The organism is Marinifilum flexuosum (assembly GCF_003610555.1).
Lineage (GTDB): Bacteria > Bacteroidota > Bacteroidia > Bacteroidales > Marinifilaceae > Marinifilum > Marinifilum flexuosum.
Map to the genome: position 1 here is coordinate 22017 of NZ_RAPQ01000009.1, position 17235 is coordinate 39251.

Here is a 17235-nt window from a genome sequence, read left to right on the forward strand (position 1 = left end):
AAAGGGGAAGAATCAAAAATCATCTGATTACTAATAACTGTTTACTGCTCATTGTTAACTGATAACTGAATAAAATGAATTTCTGGCACAACATACAAACACCAAACTTTTCGCTTGCTCCCATGGAAGATGTTACGGATACATCCTTTCGTGAGGTTGTTTTAAAAAGTGCAGCAAATGGCAAGCTCAATCTTCTGTTTTCAGAGTTTACTTCGGTTGAAGGCATGTGTCACCCTATTGGACACGAGAAGGTGAAGCATCGCCTGCAGATTAATGAATCGGAAAAGAAACTGCTAAAAGAAAAGAATGTAAAGCTGATTGCGCAGATCTGGGGAAAGGATCCTGATAAGTATTACAAAACGGCACAATACATTGCAAACGAGACCGATTTTGATGGCATAGATATCAATATGGGTTGTCCCGTAAAGAATGTGGTGAAAAATGGTTGTTGTTCTGCTTTAATTGCTCAACCAGATTTGGCCAAAGAGATTATTCTGGCAACCAAGGATGCTACCAATTTACCATTGAGCGTAAAAACCAGGATTGGTTTTAAGGAGGTGGTTACCGAATCGTGGATTTCACATTTGTTGCAAACACCTATTGATGCACTGACCATTCATGGTAGAATTCAGAAACAAATGTCGGAAGGCATGGCCGATTGGAACGAAATCGCGAAAGCGGTGCAATTGCGAAATGAATTGGCGCCACACATCAAACTGATTGGCAATGGAGATGTGGAATCGTACCAGGAAGGATTGGACAAGTGTGAGACTTATGGTGTTGATGGTGTGATGATAGGGAGAGGGATTTTTAAGAATCCATGGTTCTTTCATCCTGAAAAGGAAGAGGTTGGAATGGAAGAAAAGCTTGAGATGATGTTGGAACATACGCGTTTGTTCGACAAGACATGGGACAATTCGAAAAACTTTGCCATTCTGCGTCGTTTCTTTAAAATCTATACCAATGAATTTCGTGGTGCTTCTTCCCTGCGAAATGATTTGATGAACACCAGAAACGCTGAGGAAGTTTATGAGGCGGTTAGACAGTTTACAGGGAACAGTTATCAGTAAACACCTATCAGAGAGCAGCATAAAAAACTAGTAAAGAATTTTTATTGCCGCTCACGCAACCAATTGTGCTTTCTGCATCTTACTCATGTAAGTTTCATAGAAACAATTCAAAAATAGATGCCCAATGAAAGCCAAAAGACTTGTTCCATTCGTATTTGTCCTTATCGCATTGTTCAGTGCATGTGATGATGATACCAATATTCCGGTAATTGAATCGACAGATTATTTTCCTATACACATTGGCGATACTTGGGAGTATAAGAATCATATTCGAAAAGTTAGCGGATCGGAAATGATTAACAACAAAGAATACAGGGTGATTACGCACGAAACTTATCGTGCGGATACTTTATATTATACCTACAAAACCTACTTCAGAACAACAGGCAACAATAAGGTATACCAACTAAACGGTGATCAATCAGGAGAGTATTTATTTGCCGACTTTAACTTAAATGCTGATGATAGCTGGACATACACTAACAACTCGTTTGGTAGTGATGATGAGTGGACAGTTACATCTCTTCCTGAGATTACTTTTGAATTTGATGATACCGAATTGGAAAACTGCAAAAGATTCTTTTACAATGCAATGTTGATTGTTGATGAAGAGCATACCATAGTATTTGCTGCTGGTATAGGGGAAATCAACAGCTTTTCGAATGCATGGGGATTGGGTGATACCATTCAAAGTGCGACCATTAATGGTGTTACTTATCGTTTTAAGTAGGGGTTTGCCTGCAAGGCACAGATCATATAGCCCAGGGGAAGGAAGCATTAGCGACCGTCTCCCTGGGTTTATGATTTGGAATTGATATTCTTGTAACAGGTAATGATATATGATTAAGTGGGCTTGTTGCGATGATAGTATTTTAATTCTTAGTCTCTAAGCCAGGCGAACTCTTACTTTTATTCATTTATAATTTTAGTGGGTATTCAGAAACTCGAAAAGATCGGTTATCATTGTTCTAAAAGAACCAATCCCGATAGTGATCGGGACTAGGAGTAAGCACTCAGTGCCCCATATTGGCTTGATGATGAAAAGAAATGATAGTTGCGGTCGTGCCTTAATTCACAGAAATTCTTTTAATGGAATTTAAAATTCAATACTCCATAATCCCTGATTACAAATCAGGGATAACATTAGGCTTGCCATATTAGCCAGGATGAGCAACGGGTAATGCTTGCAATTCGATTTTGAGGTTTAGGTGTTCGTTGCTGTATCGTTTTATGATTTGTTGGCTAGTGTGGTAGCGGATATTTTCTATTTTAAGTGTGAATTCGCCTTCGGGGAAGTTCATGAAATTGAAGTTGCCGTTTTTGGTAATTTTTGCTTGCAAATTGTTCTCCAAAACGCTAACGGTGCCATATGAAATGGGCTGTCCAGTGTCTTTGTTTACAATAGATCCGCGTATACTGTAATGTCGTGAGTTGGATTTCTTCAGCTTACGCGCTGAATAATACTTGAAGTACAATTCGGGATGGGTTTCCTGGTAAGAATTGATGGTCCAGTCGAGTTTGTCCTTTAAAAATTGATTAATGCCAGCAACCAAATCGTTAAATTCCTTTCTGTTTCTTTCGTTCTGATCTTTTATTTTTTTCCTATTAAGAATATTGCCTTCTATATCCAGAAGGATTTGGCGATAGGCCTGCAAAAACTCTTCGCTTGTGCCATATTGTTCCAATTGACTTTGGTATTTCTCGCACAAATTATGCAGTAAATAGCCCGAGTTGATTCTCCTTAGCTGTATTCCCCTTTTGATGTTTCGAAGATGTATGTTCAGATTGATTAGCAGTTCAAAATCATTGGTATCCGCCACCAAACGATTGATGGCAATCTCCAATACTTGTGCATTCTTTACAAGCTGCTTAAATAACTTGTTATTTTCAGCTGTAATCCACTCTGTAGGCTGATTCAGCTTTACGAACATTTTCTCTAGCCTTTTGCAATTCTGTAAAAAACTTTGAACTTGCGATTTGGCTGAAGGATCGGATTCAAAAGGATTCAAGTTCTGGTTTAAAATGTTCTGAATAGAAATGTAGCTTTCGATTTTGGCTCTGATTCTTTTGTGCATAAGTGTTTGTTTTAATGATTTCTTAAGTTAGTAGTTGTATTATTTAATTTAATGGACCAATCATTAAATGTAGTCCTATGGTATACAATGTTTGCTTTCTTGTTTCTTGTGTTCTTTTATAAAACGATAATATTGCTGTACCAAACATGCATGTCGTTCTGTAAATCAGCTATGTCTCTTGGCATATCATGCGTGTCTCTTCATTTATCTGGCATGTCTTTGCATAAAACAGCAATGTCTTTGTGCTTATCATGTATGTCGTTCTACAAATCATCTATGTCTTTTGGCAAATCATGCGTGTCGTTTCATAAATCAGGCATGTCTTTGCGTAAAACAGCAATGTCTTTGTGCTTATCATGTATGTCGTTCTACAAATCATCTATGTCTTTTGGCAAATCATGCGTGTCGTTTCATAAATCAGGCATGTCTTTGCGTAAAACAGCAATGTCTTTGTGCTTATCATGTATGTCGTTCTACAAATCATCTATGTCTTTTGGCAAATCATGCGTGTCGTTTCATAAATCAGGCATGTCTTTACGTAAAACAGCAATGTCTTTGTATAAAACAGCTATGTCATTGGATAAAACATGTGTGTTGTTTAACGAATCGGCATTGTTAATGGCTGCCTAAGAAATGTAAATATTCTTGTTTGTAGTTTTTGCTTACAAAATGCTATTGTAAGCCCATTAGGCAATGGTGCTAAGGAGTTCATACAATTGTTCGTCTGTGATTTCGGGTAGTACAATGTTTTCTACCGGATATTCGAATAAAGTTTGTTGGTCTGACATAGTTGATTCTTTAAAAGATGAATAAACTCTCTCCCCTCAAAATCTCTCGTATTGTGCTTCTTTGCTTACGCTGTTTAGGTTTGAATGCAGAGTTTAAGCAAACACCCAATCAATTTAAGAATAAATGATTACATAAAAAATTTTCATTGAAAGGTTTTGCTCTATCAGTGAGTTATTTGCCACAAAAATGGAATGCACAATACATGGAAAACTGTGATTTTTATTGGGCATGTCTTTAAATAGACTTCTCTTCTCCCTCCCTTCTTAATCTTTCTAACTAACAGATTGTAATAGCTCTTAAAATGCAGTTTTTCTTATTCTAAACTTAGAATTACACTTCAAAACTCGCTATGCCTGTGAAGGCACAAGACTTATAAAGACATTAGCATTACAATACCATATGAAATATCGTAGAAAGCAAATTCATTTAATTAGAATATTATTATTACCTAAGCTTTGAATTTGCTCAAGCCGCATGGCTCTGACTTTTTGCATTGATCAAAAAGTCAGCAAAAAATCTAGGGCGCGTAAGATCAAACTTCTTATACTTGAAAAATTTAAGTGCGGCGGGGTGATCTTCGAACAAGTTCTTAGCTTCCCCGTCTTACTAAAAATTTTTCTACGTCTAAGCAGCTTGACCTTCCAATGCCCACTGTGGGCTCTGGAGAAAAATAAAGGTCAGCAATGATAATTCTAAGGATTTATCCACTATGAATCATACAGAGCCATTATTATTTAGTATCAACTAAAATTACATAAGCATGATACTTTTTTATTATAAAATAAATGTTATTGTGTAATAGATTTATTAGATTTGGTAGGCATAAAATTGGTTTTATATGCTTATGTCCTTCTTTTGAATGATAGAATCGTACAAAAGGACTCGTTGAAAAGTATAAGGACATATTAAAAATAATTTATTAGAAGTATGAAAGAATTTAACAGGTTGGTGATTAAATATTTTTTAATTGGCATAGGAGTTGGTCTATTTAATTTCCTATTGATTGCTGGTCAGCCTTACTATTTTGATGGCATTAATTCTTTACAGCTAGAAGATATCAACTTTTTTTACACCCATATTTTAAGATACTCTTCAAATGCAATTGTTGGCATTTTCATTGTTTTTGATGCCTTTAAGTATGCCCAGAATAAGTATTGGATTTCGTTACTTGGTTTTTTAATGCCTGTGTTTGGTGTTTGCTTTGTATTACTTGAAAAGTATTTAAATCAGAAAGTTTACAATCATGGAAAATAGAGCGATAAAATTAATAGGCAAATATGCCTTATTACTTTGTATATTATCTGGAATACAAATTCTAACAAATCACCTTGTTTCCCAATTAATAAAGAATTCAATGGATACTGAATTCGAAACTTATTTAGTAGTTGCAAGCAACCTCTTTCCTTTTTTATTGAATGCCATAACAGCTGCATTTGTGTTTTCTGATAGTAAAAAAGAAAATCTTGAATGTAAATATTCAATACTATTAACTGTGTTTTACAGACCTATTGGGATAGTCTTATTCCTACTTTATGTAATTGACAAGGAAATAAAGAGAAAATATATTACAAAGGCACATTAAAAACCAAACTATGACCACACGAGAGGACTCATGCGGTAGCGAAGGGAGCTGAAAGCTCAGAATATTGACAGTAAATAAATAAAAACACTCACTATTAATCAAACTAAACAATGAACGACATAAGCACAATTATTCTATTAATCGTATTCATATTAATTGGGATACCCGTATTTTTCTATTTGGTCCCAGTTGCACTCTGGTTTTCTGCACTACTATCAGGGGTAAATCTCACATTAATGGAATTAATATTTATGCGACTGAGAAAATCTCCTGTTCAGGATATTGTAATGGGTTTGATTACAGCAAGCAAAGGTGGTATTCCAATAAACAGAACTGAATTGGAAGCTCATGCACTAGCTGGAGGCAATACTGCAAATGTTATTAATGGATTAGTTGCCGCAAAACACGCTGGATTAAAATTATCATTTAAAAATGCATGCTCATCAGACTTTAAAGGCATCGATTTGGTGAAGTTAGTGCATAAAGAAGTGGAATCACGAAAAGAAGAAGAAAAAATTTTTGAGTAAAGTTTATTCTTATAGATAATGCGAATAGAATAACTAAACATGAATCAAAACAAGAATATTTTATAACTACAGATATGCAAAAATTCACATTACTAAGCCATCAATGGAAGGCGGCCACCCGATCGGCATCGGCCTCCAAGAGTGCTGGCATCAAAGTCTTTATGGGCTTTGTCTTTTTTATTTTATTCCTTGAGTTACTGGGAGGAGGCTTTTACGTGGGTTCAAAACTTGCCGAAAGCTCTGCAAATCCTATTGCCGATTTAATGCGCTATGGATTGTATTTCTTTTTGGCTATTCTTCTGTTCCGCTACATGCTTCAGAAACTGCCAACTTTTATGGTAAAACCTTATTTGGTTCTGCCCATAAAAAAAAGCAAATTGGTGAATTTCATGTTGACCAAACCCTTGTTTAACAGTCTTAACATCCTGCCGCTTAGTTTTGTTTTGGCTATTACCCTTGGTTTACACAAGCAGATGGATGCATATAGCTTTTGGGTGATTGTTGGTACTGTTATGACTGGCGATTTATTTGTGAACTACCTGTCTATCTACATCAAAAGAGTACAGATAAAGCATGAATATGTCTTTTACCTGTTCCTGGCCAGTGTTGCGGCTCTGCTTTTTCTGGATCAGTTTGGTATTATCGATCTGCAGGCCTTTTCTTCCCTTGTGTTTATGCAAGTAATAGAACAGCCATTGTACTTACTGATTGGATTGTTGCTTTTTGCAATGGCTTATTACCTGAATTTCCAATTGCTATACAATCACTTTTCGTTGGAAGACTTTGGAAAGGGCGATACCAACCAGAGAAGCAGTTTGGAGAACCTGAACTACCTGGATCGTTTCGGAAAAATTGGAACATTTGCCCTGCTGGAACTTAAAATGTGCGTAAGAAATAAGCGAACCAGAACCATGCTGTTTATGGCGCCTTTGTTCCTGCTGTATGGATTGTTCTTTTACAATGATCCGAAATATCTCGAAATGAATGGTTTTCTGATTTTTGTAGGCTTATTCATATCAGGTGGGTTTATGATGAGCTTTGGCTTGTACTTCTTTGCCTGGGAATCGGGACATTTTGATTTGGTGCTGACCGCCAATAATACTTATAAGGATTACATCAAAGCCAAATACTATTTGATGATGTCGACCAGTACGGTGATTTACCTTTTATCGACATTCTATGTTTTTTATGGTATCGAAATCCTGATTATAAACAGCATGTGCTTCTTGTTTAACATAGGTGTTAATAGCCTGTTGCTTCTCTATTTTGCAACCAACAACAATCAACACATGGATCTTTCGAAAGGTTCAGCATTTAATTATCAAGGGGTTGGCGGAAGACATTTTGTTTTAATGATTCCTTTGTTGGTGATTCCATTGTTCATTTACCTGCCTTTTGGTTTGTTCGATCAGGCCAATTTGGGTTTTGCTGTTATCGGCATACTAGGCGTATTGGGTTTACTGTTCCGCGAAAAGTTGCTGGATATCATTACCCAACGTTTTATTGAGAAGCGATACCAAATGTCAGAAGGATTTAGAAATAAGTAATTAAAAAAGAGATTAATATCATGATACATATCGATAATTTAAGCAAAGCATATAACACAGTTAAGGTTCTAGACATAGAACAATTGGAGATTCCACAAGGTGAATCGTTTGGTTTGGTTGGGAATAATGGAGCAGGAAAAACTACATTGTTTCGACTGATACTCGATTTGATTAAGGCAGACAAAGGACAGGTATTGAGTAAAAATATTGCTGTACACGCCGACAGTCAATGGAAAAACTATACGGGTTCGTTTCTTGACGAAGGCTTTTTAATTGACTTCTTAAAACCTGAAGAGTACTTTAAGTTTATTGCTGATATTAATGGGGTTACCAAAGAAGAACTGCAAGCATTTTACAATGATTTTGCAGATTTCTTTGGTGATGAAATCCTGAATAAGAACAAGTATGTTCGTGATTTCTCGAAAGGGAATCAAAAGAAGATTGGCATTTTTGGTGCTATCATTAGTCAACCTGAAGTTTTAATTTTGGATGAACCTTTTGCCAACCTGGATCCCTCCTCTCAGATACGTCTGAAGATGTTGTTGAAGGATTTACATCAGAAAAAGAACTTGACCATGCTCATCTCCAGTCACGACCTGAATCATATTGCCGAAGTAAGTGAGCGCATCGTAATTTTGGAAAAAGGTGAAGTGGTTAAGGACCTATTAACCTCTGATGATACTTTGGGTGAATTGGAAGGATATTTCAATCCTGAGGCTGCTGTTAAGGCTGAAAGTTAAGCTAAAACATTGAATAGATCTAAACATGTCTGGCATCGTTGAGGTGCCTGACATGTGCTACTTCGATCTTGGGCATGAATAATAAACAAGCATTAAATCTTAACCAATGAATTACCATAAAGATTTCATAAAGGAACAACACAAATCGAAACTTAGGATAGGAATTGGATTAGCCTTTTTACTTGTAGCAATTGCATGGATTGGCATGAAACTAATGGAGCAAGATACCATTGAGGCATTTGATTGGTTTTATTCTGGAATATTTGCACTTAATGCTCTGTTTCATATACTGGGAGGACTTGGTATACCGATTCAAAAACTTTTTGGAAGTGCCTTTATTGAGATAGATGAAACATGCATGAGAATTAAATTGGAAGTTTATAAAAAGGAGCAATTGGTAAAATGGGAAGACATTAGATCAATAGATTACAACAACAATTGCATTCGTATATCAACTGATAAAGAAAGTATTGAAATGGCTTTATCGAAATTAGATTATGGCTCGGTGCAGGAAGTAAAAAAGGCAATCAGTTTATACGCAAAGCAAAATCTGTAAACTCAAAGGAAAAGATTGAAGATGACACAATCAATAGAGAAACGAATAGAAGTTATCGAAGGGTTCAAACCTGCATACCAATGGAAAGGCAAAAGCCAGGAGAAAAAAGATAAAAAACTTAGGCAGTATGCTTTTCTTGATTATGGATTTGTAATGATATTGCTTTGCCTGGTAATATATGCTAGCTTGTTTGCCTACCTGGAGTATGATTTTGTATCGAAAAAGTGGGATAATGCAGCATTGCTGGTTCAGTTTACCATGTTGTTTGCATTTAAGGCTCCTTTTGCTTACCTGGAAGTTTTGCTAAAGAAACATGCGAAGGAAATTAAAGATTCGAACATCAGCTTTAACGAAAAAGTAAACATGGATTTAGAATTCATGATCTCTAAACTGAACGATCGTACGAAATACATATACCTTACAGGAATTCCCTTGATCGTAATCATGCTGGCTGCCTTTTTTCAAGTAATGGACTTGAATCCGCTGTGGGATAAATTTCCGGTAGCTGTATTTGCAATTAGCTTGTATCTTTTAATCAGAATTAATTTTGATGTTTTTAGGCTAAAAAGAAATATTAAAAAAGTGAATGACATTATGCAATAGAAATTGCACCGATTACTACTCAAATTGTTACAAATACCACATAAACTCATAAACACATGTTAGAACTAGAACCTGAGTATTTAAACAAAATCGCCAATCAGTTAATTGTAATTAGTTCATTATTGAGCGGCTTTTCGATTGCAGTAATGGCGAATATCTTGGTTAGTAATACCGAAAAAAGAATATCAAATCATATTTTAAAAGTTACGACCGTTGCTGCAGCCTGCTTTTTAATCACTTTGTTTGCCATGACTAAAATTCTATTGATGACAACCAATGGCTTCCCTTTCAAAGTTGAGAATGCTGATCTTGCACTTCCAAAGATCATTGGTTTTATAGCTTTTATATTGGGAATAATTGCCCTTTCAGTTTTAATAGCTCTTTCTGGCTGGACAAAATCAAGGAAAACTGGAATATTTACCACAATTATTGGAGTCCTAAGCTTTATTGCAATATTGATCAATTTATAAAACGACAACACAATTCTATCACCTATATTTATTTAAATCAAAAACATTAAAATAGTTACAAATGGCAAACGGACTGGATGACTTATTAGGAGATGCTAAAAAGAAAGGCTCTGAACTTTGGAGCAATATCAAAAGCTCTGGGAAGGATAAACTAAAAATTGGCATACAAAAACTAAATGATGCTCTTCCCGATATTGAGAAAGCAGGTTTTGTTTTGGTTCGTTTGGATGTTGACATCGCTCTTCTGCCCCGTTTGTTTGCTCGATTTAAGCAAGTGCATCAAATTAGCGACGAAGAGAAAGAAGCCATTCTTACCAAAACCAAAAAGAACAAGTTTCTAAACTTCATACTAATGGGCCTGTTTAAAGCTGTTGAAATAAAAGGAGAAGTAAAGATTGACAGCATGAACCTGGAAGAAATTGAATTGGAAATTGGCCTCACTCCTTCTGCAAAAATCATTTTCCGCCGAGAGGAAAGATTGAAGTTGATGGAGTAATTTATTTGCATCACTTGCTAAGCATCTTGGAGATGCTAAGCATGTTTACCAAAATATAAAACTTACATGAAAAAAACCGAAAAAATACTAGCTGTAATTGCCTTTACCTCTATAATACTTAGCATGAATCATGTGCCTTTTGGTGGAGCTATATCGGCATTGAGCTTTTCCGTTTTAGCACTTTTATACATGTATTTAAGTTTTGCTTTATTCAACAAAATTCCTTTCACAAGAATATTAAAGAAAAAAGCTTACCTGAATGTTAGTAAATTACGAATTTTGGGAACAGTTCTTACCGGAATGTTTTTATCATTAAGCCTTATTGGAATGCTATTCAAATTGCAATTGTATCCAATGGCAGACATAAATTTGCTTACAGGCATATTAGGACTATTAATTGCTGCCATAATTTCTATAATTAAATATTCAACAGGTAAAGACAAGTTCTACCTTGATATTTTAAAACGAATTATCCTTGTTGGAGTATTCGGGTTTCTTTTCACCATCACTCCCAAAGAAAGCATTTTAGAAATCAGACACAGAAAACATCCAGAATATGTAGAAGCCGTTAAGAAAGCCTGGGCCGATCCTGATAATCAAGCTCTATGGAAAAAAGTTGAAGAAGAGAGTTTAAAGATATACGATGAATAAATAATATATTTCCTAACCAAAGCACCCAATAATGAAAAAACATGTAACCCAATTCCTTCAAGTAACGCTTATGTTATTTGTGTTGGCTTGTTCTCCACAATCACAAATCCAATATGTCGACAATTTAACAAGACATGACATTGCTTATCAATACCAATTCAAACAAAACAAAGACAAGGAGCTTGTAAAAGTTAAAAAGTCTGATAGTATTTTCAATTATCACATTCTCGATACTGTACTTGAAATTCATCAGTTTATTAGAGATCCTCAAGAACGTTTTAAGGAACTTAAAGCAATGATGGAAAAGTTGAAAGATAGAAAGCATATGCCACAAATTGAGGCTGATTCAGCATTCTATTTTCAGTCATGTAAATTTGATGGACAAACTTGTTTTTCTTTTGCCTTGGAGAACTTCTTCAAGAATAACAATATTAATCCTCATCCTTACTTTGATTCTGAAAGCTTAATTGGTTCCAAAACTTACCTTCTTGTATTGGACGCTATCAATTTGGAAAGTAAGGCAATTTCATGGAAAGAGTTCAAAAAGAACAAACACAATATGCCAAAAGAGGCATTGCTAGCTCTACAAGAGCAAGACAGGATTAATCATGGTATCTATTACAAAGATGGATTGTTCTATTCTAAAAATGGGTATTCAAAACCAGCTATATTTCCTAATTTAAACAGCATTGTGAAATCATACAAATACACAGATACCGTTTGGGTTTACACAATTGATAACAGCAAATTGCATAAACATATTGAAACCATTAAAAAATAAGGAGTTAAAAACGAAATAAACCCATTGGCAATTCTCAACTGCTTAATTTAAGTAATCCACAAGAGATTTCTATAAAAAACTAAAGTACGGACTTACAATTCAGGCTTTAGTTTTTTGTAGAACAAGTAACATTCAATTCTTCTCTACATTTTATTATTTATTTGTATTCCCGATTGAATAAAGTTTTCTCCCCTCATCTCATCCAACAGTTTGGTTTCCTTTAAGAACTGAGGCCAATGTTTCGAAAGATCTTCGCTTAGCATGTATGCTTCACACTCTTTTAGTTGGCTAATTACCAATTCTGGAATTTGTTTTTTTTCTGCCCAGCTGTAAAACTTCTGGTATTCTGCAACAACAGTTTGTTTCAAGTCTTCAGGCATTACTTTGGTGTTGTAGTACAGTGGTCTGTCCAGTATGTTAATGTAAAGTCCATCAGGTTCAATAATCTGTTCCATCAGGCAAGTACGGTACAATTCAGGTAAATTCTTAATGGATAATACCGAAATGGTTGGAGCAATTACAAAACGAAGCTGTTTCAAAGATCGAATTGCCTCTCTATTCTCCTGAAACTTCTGCCAATTGAAACCTTTACGGATGTATTCGCCTAATTTTCCATGTGCATCTATGCTCGCAAGAATTTCCACCTCAGGAAAGTGCTTCCAATAATCAAGCACATCATATTCACCAAACTTCAAAACCGAAAAGTTAGTGTTGTAGCGCAATTTCATTTGTGTTGTCTTATTCTTTACCAACCAATCCAACAATTGATAATGTTCTTTGGTAACCAAAGGCTCACCTCCTGCAAAATAAATCTCCCTTGCTTGCAACAAGGCCTCTCCAGTTTCAGCAATAAAGTTTTCGAAATCAGTAATATTTTGTAGTAAAGCTATTTCTCCCAGATTACGTTTTAATTGTTTGCCTTCGGTAAACCATGCAGAACTAGCTCCATGCCAACAAGTGCGGCAAGCGAAATTACAGGCATTGGAAAAACGAATGTCGAAGTAAATGGGTAATTGAGGCGGTTCTTTTTCAAACAGATCCCCGAACTTCTCATGGGTTTCTTGTCGGATGCTCTTCCCTCCTGTTGCTTCCAATCTTTGACAAACACCGCATCTGTTATCCCCTTCACCTTTCTTGAATTTCTCACGAATCGCTTTAATTTCATCTCCATTCCAGATTTCATTAAAGCTTTGCATATTGCAATCGCCATAAGGGATATTAGCCACGCAACAGGCCTTTACTTTTCCTGCATTTCCTACATGGTAGTGAATCCAAGGCATTAAGCAGTATGGGGTTTGTTTTGTCATGGGGCAAAGATAAGATTTAAACAGTAGCGACCATGCATGCATGGTCGCTACAAAAGCAAAAAAGGAGGCTTTCCTCCCTGTTGCCCCAATCATGGATATGCTATTTCGTAAGCAATAATTTGGCTTTCGAGAGCTGGGTATCGGTTAGCCCAAATCTATCCGTTAAGGTATAATCCTTTTTAATATCAGGGATTACACCATGTCCATCGTACATGTTACCATCGGGTTGATAAGAATAGATTCTCGACATTTTCACCTTGATTCTGGAATTTGGCAGGCGTCTGCTTTTCGAAAAGCCACTACCCCCTCCGGTTGTATTTCCCAGCAAACGCACGTTATCGCCCTGGCGAATCCCTGCTGCAAAAATATCTGATGCACTAAAACAGCCTTCGTCCACCAACACGATTACCGGCTTATTGTAGTAGTAGATGCCATGCTCCTTTGTAGGACTCACAACCATGTAGTGATATTCTGTGAATTTATCATCGCTAACCGAACGGACAGGCTTAAAAGATCTTTTGACTTTTTTGATTGCCTTTCTCTCGGCCTTGGTGTATGCCTCATAATTGAAAGGATAGGCATAACGTGCAGGCAAATAGCCATTTTTAGGATGAATATCCTTTTCTGCATCGATTCGGTAACGCGCCACATTGGTAACTTTTGGCTCTTTAATAAAGTAAGGCAACAAAGCTTTTAAAGGAGCTCTGCTACCTCCACCATTACCACGGATGTCGATAATCAGGCCATTGGTATTCTTAAATTCCCCCATGGCTTTGTGCAAAGACTCGATAAATTCATCCTCATCATCCATATGTTCCTGAAATGCCAAATACCCCAGGTTTCCATCCATAATCTCCTTCTTAAAATGGCTTCTTTCCATAGCCCCCTGAGGATTGTATTTCTGAAGATCCACCTCTTCTGTGATCTGCTTTTCACCATTACCAAAGCACAATGTGACACTCTTATTGATCTCTTTGCCTGCAAGCTTCAACATCAAACCACTAAAAGAAAGATAATCCAAAGCATTGCGCTCAACAAATTTAGATGTGGTTTTGGGTATGAACCTCTCTGCAATATCATAGAACTCCTCGGTTGGGATTCCATTAACCGAAAGAAGCTGCGGATAGTCTTTATTGTAGAAGGTTTTCTCACCAACATTTACAGCAACAAAGCCTTCCTCTTCTTTTATCACCTGAAAAGGAAAAGAGAGCAGTTCCGATTTCTCGGCAAAAATATATCGCATGCTAACCCGGCTGTGTCCATCACCGAAATTGGCCATGAACATTTTTAGCTGAAGTGCGAAGTCCCTTTTCGAAATACCATCTCTCAAATCCATACGAATCACATCCAGGGCTGTCTTGTAATCGAAGTGACGCAAATCGGCATAGGAGTAGTTGTTCACAATTTGCCACTCCAGGTGCTCCAGATCATGAATTGCCTCTTCCGCACCAATCCAATCCTCTTGTGCTGGAGCATAACCATCCAACCTGTGCTGAAGGTATTTCAGGTCAGCCGGAACCACAGAGGAATGCTTTCGTTGAATTCTATTCTCCCCTATCAACTTCTCCATATAACCGGTTGCCAAATCACGATTTTCCTTCTTCAGCTCAAAATCTTTGGTAATGATGATTCCATTTTGCTCAAAAGTTACCTTCACGGTCTTGCCACGCTCCATCTTCATATCATCCATGATATAATGAAGGTATCGGGTAAAACAAAACTTCCAATCGCTGGGTTCCATATCCTGAGCATACTCAATATACTCACCAACGGGCTTTCCCTCTATACTTATCAACTTCACCCAATCCTGCTGATACTCTACATAGGGAAGGTTCTCACGATATTCGACTTTTGGGAAAGGTGTTCGTTTGTCCTTTTTTTCCCTGCCCACCACCACCCCAGCAAGCATTAGCAGGGCGATTATTAAAAAACTTAACTTTTTCATTCATATCAATTTTAATACTCTCGCCTTGCTGACCACACAAAGCTTAAGCTGATTTCTAATTTTCATTTCTTTCGAGCGAATATATTGGAGCAGTCATGGAAAGAAAAACCAAATCGACGTAGGGCAGTTCTCAATCGATTTGACGAGAGAGTTCATCGACTTGTTTTGAATCAAATTATCTACTTTTACTTTCGAACCAATTCAAGTAAAAATGATCACTTACCAGAAGTTTTTGGAACACTTAAAACACCCGAAAATCAAAAATCGCATTCGGATATTTTTTCATAGTCTTTATATATTGGCCTTCCTGTTTATATATGTTCCCGCTTTTAATATCAATTGGCCTCTGGAATTCCCGGACTTCTTTTACCGCGATGTATTTGAATATGGGTTGACAAGTTTATTCGTTTACATCCTCTACTTTTGTAAGGGGAAATGGGAACTGAATAAAAAACACCATTTACTAGCTGGAATAATAAGTATCATGCTTATTTCTCTTATCTCGATAGCGTATTTTAAGAATTCTCAAGCACATCTGTCAGGCCCTACATTTACATCGATATTTGATGACATGATGCAATACATTGGTTTTGGAGGTGTACTCTTCCTTACGTTCCTTGCAATTGATCATCTCGACTATATTTTCACAAGCAGATATTACAAAGTAAAAGAGGCACTGGATGCAACACGCAACCAATTGCTTCGTCAACAGTTTCATCCCCATTTTCTTTTCAATGCTTTGAATTCGGTGTACAGCATGTCACTGAACAATCACCCCTCTACTCCAGATACCATCTTGAAACTATCGGGAATGATGCGCTACCTTACCGACGAAGTAAATATTAGCAGAATCCCGATTGATAGGGAGCTTAAATTCTTAAAAGAATACATTGCCATTGAGAAAATCAGGTTTGGAGAAAAAGCGAATATCATTTTCGAGATTGAAGGAGAAAGCAAAGGGAAATTCATAGAGCCTTTACTGCTAATTCCTTTGGTTGAAAATGCATTTAAACATGGCTTTTATACCAACAACACATCAGCCTTTGTCCACATTAACTTGAAACTTGAAGATAAGGTGATGAAGTTTACGGTTCAAAACAGTATATTGACCAGCAAGCCGGAAAAATATGAAGAAAGAGAAGGCAAAGGGCTTGACAACTTAAAAAACAGGCTACAGTTGAGCTATCCTAAGACTTCTAAACTATCGCTAACAGAACAAAACAAGATTTACCTGGCAGAACTGGAACTTAAATTGGAGGTATGAAACGTCCATGATTAAATCATTATTAACTCACATATGGTAATGGTTATTTAATCATGGTAAGTTCCATCTGACAACTATAAGAAAATTATATACGGATGAAAAGCTATACAACAATCATTATAGACGACGAACAACTGGCTATTGATGTTATAAAAAACTACCTGGCCAGGTATCCACAGTTCAAACTATTGGCGTGTTTTACAAATCCTGAGGAGGCATTTGCCTACCTGAATTCGCATAAGGTAGATTTGGCATTTACCGATATTGCCATGCCTAACATTTCAGGAACCGAACTGGTGAAGCTGACAACATCAAATACAAAATTTGTGATGGTCACCTCCTATTCCGATTATGCCATTGAGAGCTTTGAGCTGGATGTGATAGACTACCTGCTAAAGCCTGTTCCCTTCGATCGGTTTGCAAAAACCATCGACCGTTTCCTGAGCCTGGACTTAGAGACTACAGAGACAAATAAAACCACCTCTCCTTCCTTTTTCATTAAAGAGGGAGATGAATATGTAAAAGTTTGGGTGAAAGACATCGACTACATTGAAGGCATGAAAGATTATGCCAAGATCTATTGTGGAAAGAATTACTACCTGGCACTTAAAACCTTAAAATCATTGGAAGAAACATTAGCTCCTTATGGTTTCATGCGTGTACATAAATCTCACATCGTGCCACTCGAGAAGATTACCCAATTCAATGGTCGGGTGATTCTTATCAATACGAATCAAATTCCTGTTGGATCGAGCTACCGGGAAGCCTTAAAAATTTACCTGGAAAATAAACGCTTATAACAAAAAAAGAGAGGTATGTTCGCACCTCTCTT

At 36.6% G+C, this 17235-nt stretch carries 19 protein-coding genes; 16 read left to right on the top strand and 3 right to left on the bottom strand.

Annotated features, from left to right (window positions below):
• Positions 1-74 precede the first annotated feature (74 nt).
• Complete coding sequence (locus BXY64_RS09970) at positions 75-1070, top strand: tRNA dihydrouridine synthase (protein ID WP_120239829.1); 996 nt, start codon at positions 75-77, stop codon at positions 1068-1070.
• A 124-nt stretch (positions 1071-1194) separates the two neighbouring features.
• The gene (locus BXY64_RS09975; RefSeq protein ID WP_120239830.1) at positions 1195-1800 is read left to right on the top strand and encodes a hypothetical protein; all 606 of its coding nucleotides are present in this window, start codon (positions 1195-1197) and stop codon (positions 1798-1800) included.
• A 427-nt stretch (positions 1801-2227) separates the two neighbouring features.
• Here the strand turns inward: BXY64_RS09975 and BXY64_RS09980 are convergent, their stop codons facing one another.
• Positions 2228-3145 carry a carboxypeptidase-like regulatory domain-containing protein gene (locus tag BXY64_RS09980; protein WP_120239831.1) on the bottom strand — a complete coding sequence of 306 codons (918 nt, stop codon included), beginning with the start codon at positions 3143-3145 and terminating at the stop codon, positions 2228-2230.
• 150 nt (positions 3146-3295) lie between these two features.
• Here BXY64_RS09980 and BXY64_RS21215 point away from each other — a divergent pair, with 150 nt between their 5' ends.
• From BXY64_RS21215 to BXY64_RS10040, 12 genes are all read left to right on the top strand, one after another.
• Positions 3296-3775 carry a hypothetical protein gene (locus BXY64_RS21215; RefSeq protein ID WP_211334472.1) on the top strand — a complete coding sequence of 160 codons (480 nt, stop codon included), beginning with the start codon at positions 3296-3298 and terminating at the stop codon, positions 3773-3775.
• 1086 nt (positions 3776-4861) lie between these two features.
• On the top strand, positions 4862-5188 hold the full coding sequence (locus BXY64_RS09990; RefSeq protein ID WP_120239833.1) for a hypothetical protein: 327 nt from the start codon (positions 4862-4864) through the stop codon (positions 5186-5188).
• A complete protein-coding gene (locus BXY64_RS09995; protein ID WP_120239834.1) occupies positions 5178-5516 on the top strand; it encodes a hypothetical protein in 339 nt (112 codons plus the stop codon). Before BXY64_RS09990 ends, BXY64_RS09995 begins: the two co-directional genes overlap by 11 nt.
• Positions 5517-5626: 110 nt before the next feature.
• Positions 5627-6043, top strand: coding sequence for a flotillin-like FloA family protein (locus BXY64_RS10000; RefSeq protein WP_120239835.1), 417 nt, complete (start codon positions 5627-5629; stop codon positions 6041-6043).
• A 74-nt stretch (positions 6044-6117) separates the two neighbouring features.
• Positions 6118-7590, top strand: coding sequence for a DUF5687 family protein (locus BXY64_RS10005; RefSeq protein ID WP_120239836.1), 1473 nt, complete (start codon positions 6118-6120; stop codon positions 7588-7590).
• A gap of 20 nt (positions 7591-7610) precedes the next feature.
• Positions 7611-8330, top strand: a complete 720-nt coding sequence (locus tag BXY64_RS10010) for an ABC transporter ATP-binding protein (protein WP_120239837.1) — start codon at positions 7611-7613, stop codon at positions 8328-8330.
• Positions 8331-8436: 106 nt separating this feature from the next.
• Positions 8437-8886: a hypothetical protein gene (locus tag BXY64_RS10015; protein WP_120239838.1), complete on the top strand. Its 450-nt coding sequence runs from the start codon at positions 8437-8439 to the stop codon at positions 8884-8886.
• A gap of 21 nt (positions 8887-8907) precedes the next feature.
• Entirely contained in the window at positions 8908-9489 is a 582-nt protein-coding gene (locus tag BXY64_RS10020; protein ID WP_120239839.1) for a hypothetical protein, read from the top strand.
• Between the two features lie 56 nt (positions 9490-9545).
• Positions 9546-9959: a hypothetical protein gene (locus BXY64_RS10025; RefSeq protein ID WP_120239840.1), complete on the top strand. Its 414-nt coding sequence runs from the start codon at positions 9546-9548 to the stop codon at positions 9957-9959.
• A gap of 61 nt (positions 9960-10020) precedes the next feature.
• The gene (locus tag BXY64_RS10030; RefSeq protein ID WP_120239841.1) at positions 10021-10455 is read left to right on the top strand and encodes a hypothetical protein; all 435 of its coding nucleotides are present in this window, start codon (positions 10021-10023) and stop codon (positions 10453-10455) included.
• Positions 10456-10521: 66 nt separating this feature from the next.
• Positions 10522-11106 (top strand): hypothetical protein, encoded by a 585-nt coding sequence (locus BXY64_RS10035; RefSeq protein WP_120239842.1) that lies wholly within the window; start codon positions 10522-10524, stop codon positions 11104-11106.
• Positions 11107-11137: 31 nt separating this feature from the next.
• Complete coding sequence (locus tag BXY64_RS10040; protein WP_120239843.1) at positions 11138-11887, top strand: hypothetical protein; 750 nt, start codon at positions 11138-11140, stop codon at positions 11885-11887.
• Positions 11888-12030: 143 nt separating this feature from the next.
• On the opposite strand, the gene BXY64_RS10045 is transcribed toward BXY64_RS10040, so the two are convergent.
• Positions 12031-13194, bottom strand: coding sequence for a twitch domain-containing radical SAM protein (locus BXY64_RS10045; protein ID WP_170150630.1), 1164 nt, complete (start codon positions 13192-13194; stop codon positions 12031-12033).
• A 100-nt stretch (positions 13195-13294) separates the two neighbouring features.
• Positions 13295-15139 (bottom strand): S41 family peptidase, encoded by a 1845-nt coding sequence (locus tag BXY64_RS10050; protein ID WP_120239845.1) that lies wholly within the window; start codon positions 15137-15139, stop codon positions 13295-13297.
• 571 nt (positions 15140-15710) lie between these two features.
• On the opposite strand from BXY64_RS10050, the gene BXY64_RS10055 reads away from it, so the two are divergent.
• Entirely contained in the window at positions 15711-16403 is a 693-nt protein-coding gene (locus BXY64_RS10055; RefSeq protein ID WP_170150631.1) for a sensor histidine kinase, read from the top strand.
• A 95-nt stretch (positions 16404-16498) separates the two neighbouring features.
• Positions 16499-17203: a LytR/AlgR family response regulator transcription factor gene (locus BXY64_RS10060; RefSeq protein WP_120239847.1), complete on the top strand. Its 705-nt coding sequence runs from the start codon at positions 16499-16501 to the stop codon at positions 17201-17203.
• The last annotated feature ends 32 nt before the right edge of the window (positions 17204-17235 follow it).

Coding starts and splice junctions, on each gene's coding strand:
- BXY64_RS10030 (WP_120239841.1), top strand. CDS start 10,021: ATGGCAAACGGACTGGATGACTTATTAGGAGATGCTAAAAAGAAAGGC.
- BXY64_RS10040 (WP_120239843.1), top strand. CDS start 11,138: ATGAAAAAACATGTAACCCAATTCCTTCAAGTAACGCTTATGTTATTT.
- BXY64_RS10000 (WP_120239835.1), top strand. CDS start 5,627: ATGAACGACATAAGCACAATTATTCTATTAATCGTATTCATATTAATT.
- BXY64_RS10060 (WP_120239847.1), top strand. CDS start 16,499: ATGAAAAGCTATACAACAATCATTATAGACGACGAACAACTGGCTATT.
- BXY64_RS10055 (WP_170150631.1), top strand. CDS start 15,711: ATGATGCAATACATTGGTTTTGGAGGTGTACTCTTCCTTACGTTCCTT.
- BXY64_RS09980 (WP_120239831.1), bottom strand. CDS start 3,145: ATGCACAAAAGAATCAGAGCCAAAATCGAAAGCTACATTTCTATTCAG.
- BXY64_RS10035 (WP_120239842.1), top strand. CDS start 10,522: ATGAAAAAAACCGAAAAAATACTAGCTGTAATTGCCTTTACCTCTATA.
- BXY64_RS09970 (WP_120239829.1), top strand. CDS start 75: ATGAATTTCTGGCACAACATACAAACACCAAACTTTTCGCTTGCTCCC.
- BXY64_RS10005 (WP_120239836.1), top strand. CDS start 6,118: ATGCAAAAATTCACATTACTAAGCCATCAATGGAAGGCGGCCACCCGA.
- BXY64_RS09995 (WP_120239834.1), top strand. CDS start 5,178: ATGGAAAATAGAGCGATAAAATTAATAGGCAAATATGCCTTATTACTT.
- BXY64_RS21215 (WP_211334472.1), top strand. CDS start 3,296: ATGTCGTTCTGTAAATCAGCTATGTCTCTTGGCATATCATGCGTGTCT.
- BXY64_RS09990 (WP_120239833.1), top strand. CDS start 4,862: ATGAAAGAATTTAACAGGTTGGTGATTAAATATTTTTTAATTGGCATA.
- BXY64_RS10025 (WP_120239840.1), top strand. CDS start 9,546: ATGTTAGAACTAGAACCTGAGTATTTAAACAAAATCGCCAATCAGTTA.
- BXY64_RS10010 (WP_120239837.1), top strand. CDS start 7,611: ATGATACATATCGATAATTTAAGCAAAGCATATAACACAGTTAAGGTT.
- BXY64_RS10015 (WP_120239838.1), top strand. CDS start 8,437: ATGAATTACCATAAAGATTTCATAAAGGAACAACACAAATCGAAACTT.
- BXY64_RS09975 (WP_120239830.1), top strand. CDS start 1,195: ATGAAAGCCAAAAGACTTGTTCCATTCGTATTTGTCCTTATCGCATTG.
- BXY64_RS10045 (WP_170150630.1), bottom strand. CDS start 13,194: ATGACAAAACAAACCCCATACTGCTTAATGCCTTGGATTCACTACCAT.
- BXY64_RS10050 (WP_120239845.1), bottom strand. CDS start 15,139: ATGAAAAAGTTAAGTTTTTTAATAATCGCCCTGCTAATGCTTGCTGGG.
- BXY64_RS10020 (WP_120239839.1), top strand. CDS start 8,908: ATGACACAATCAATAGAGAAACGAATAGAAGTTATCGAAGGGTTCAAA.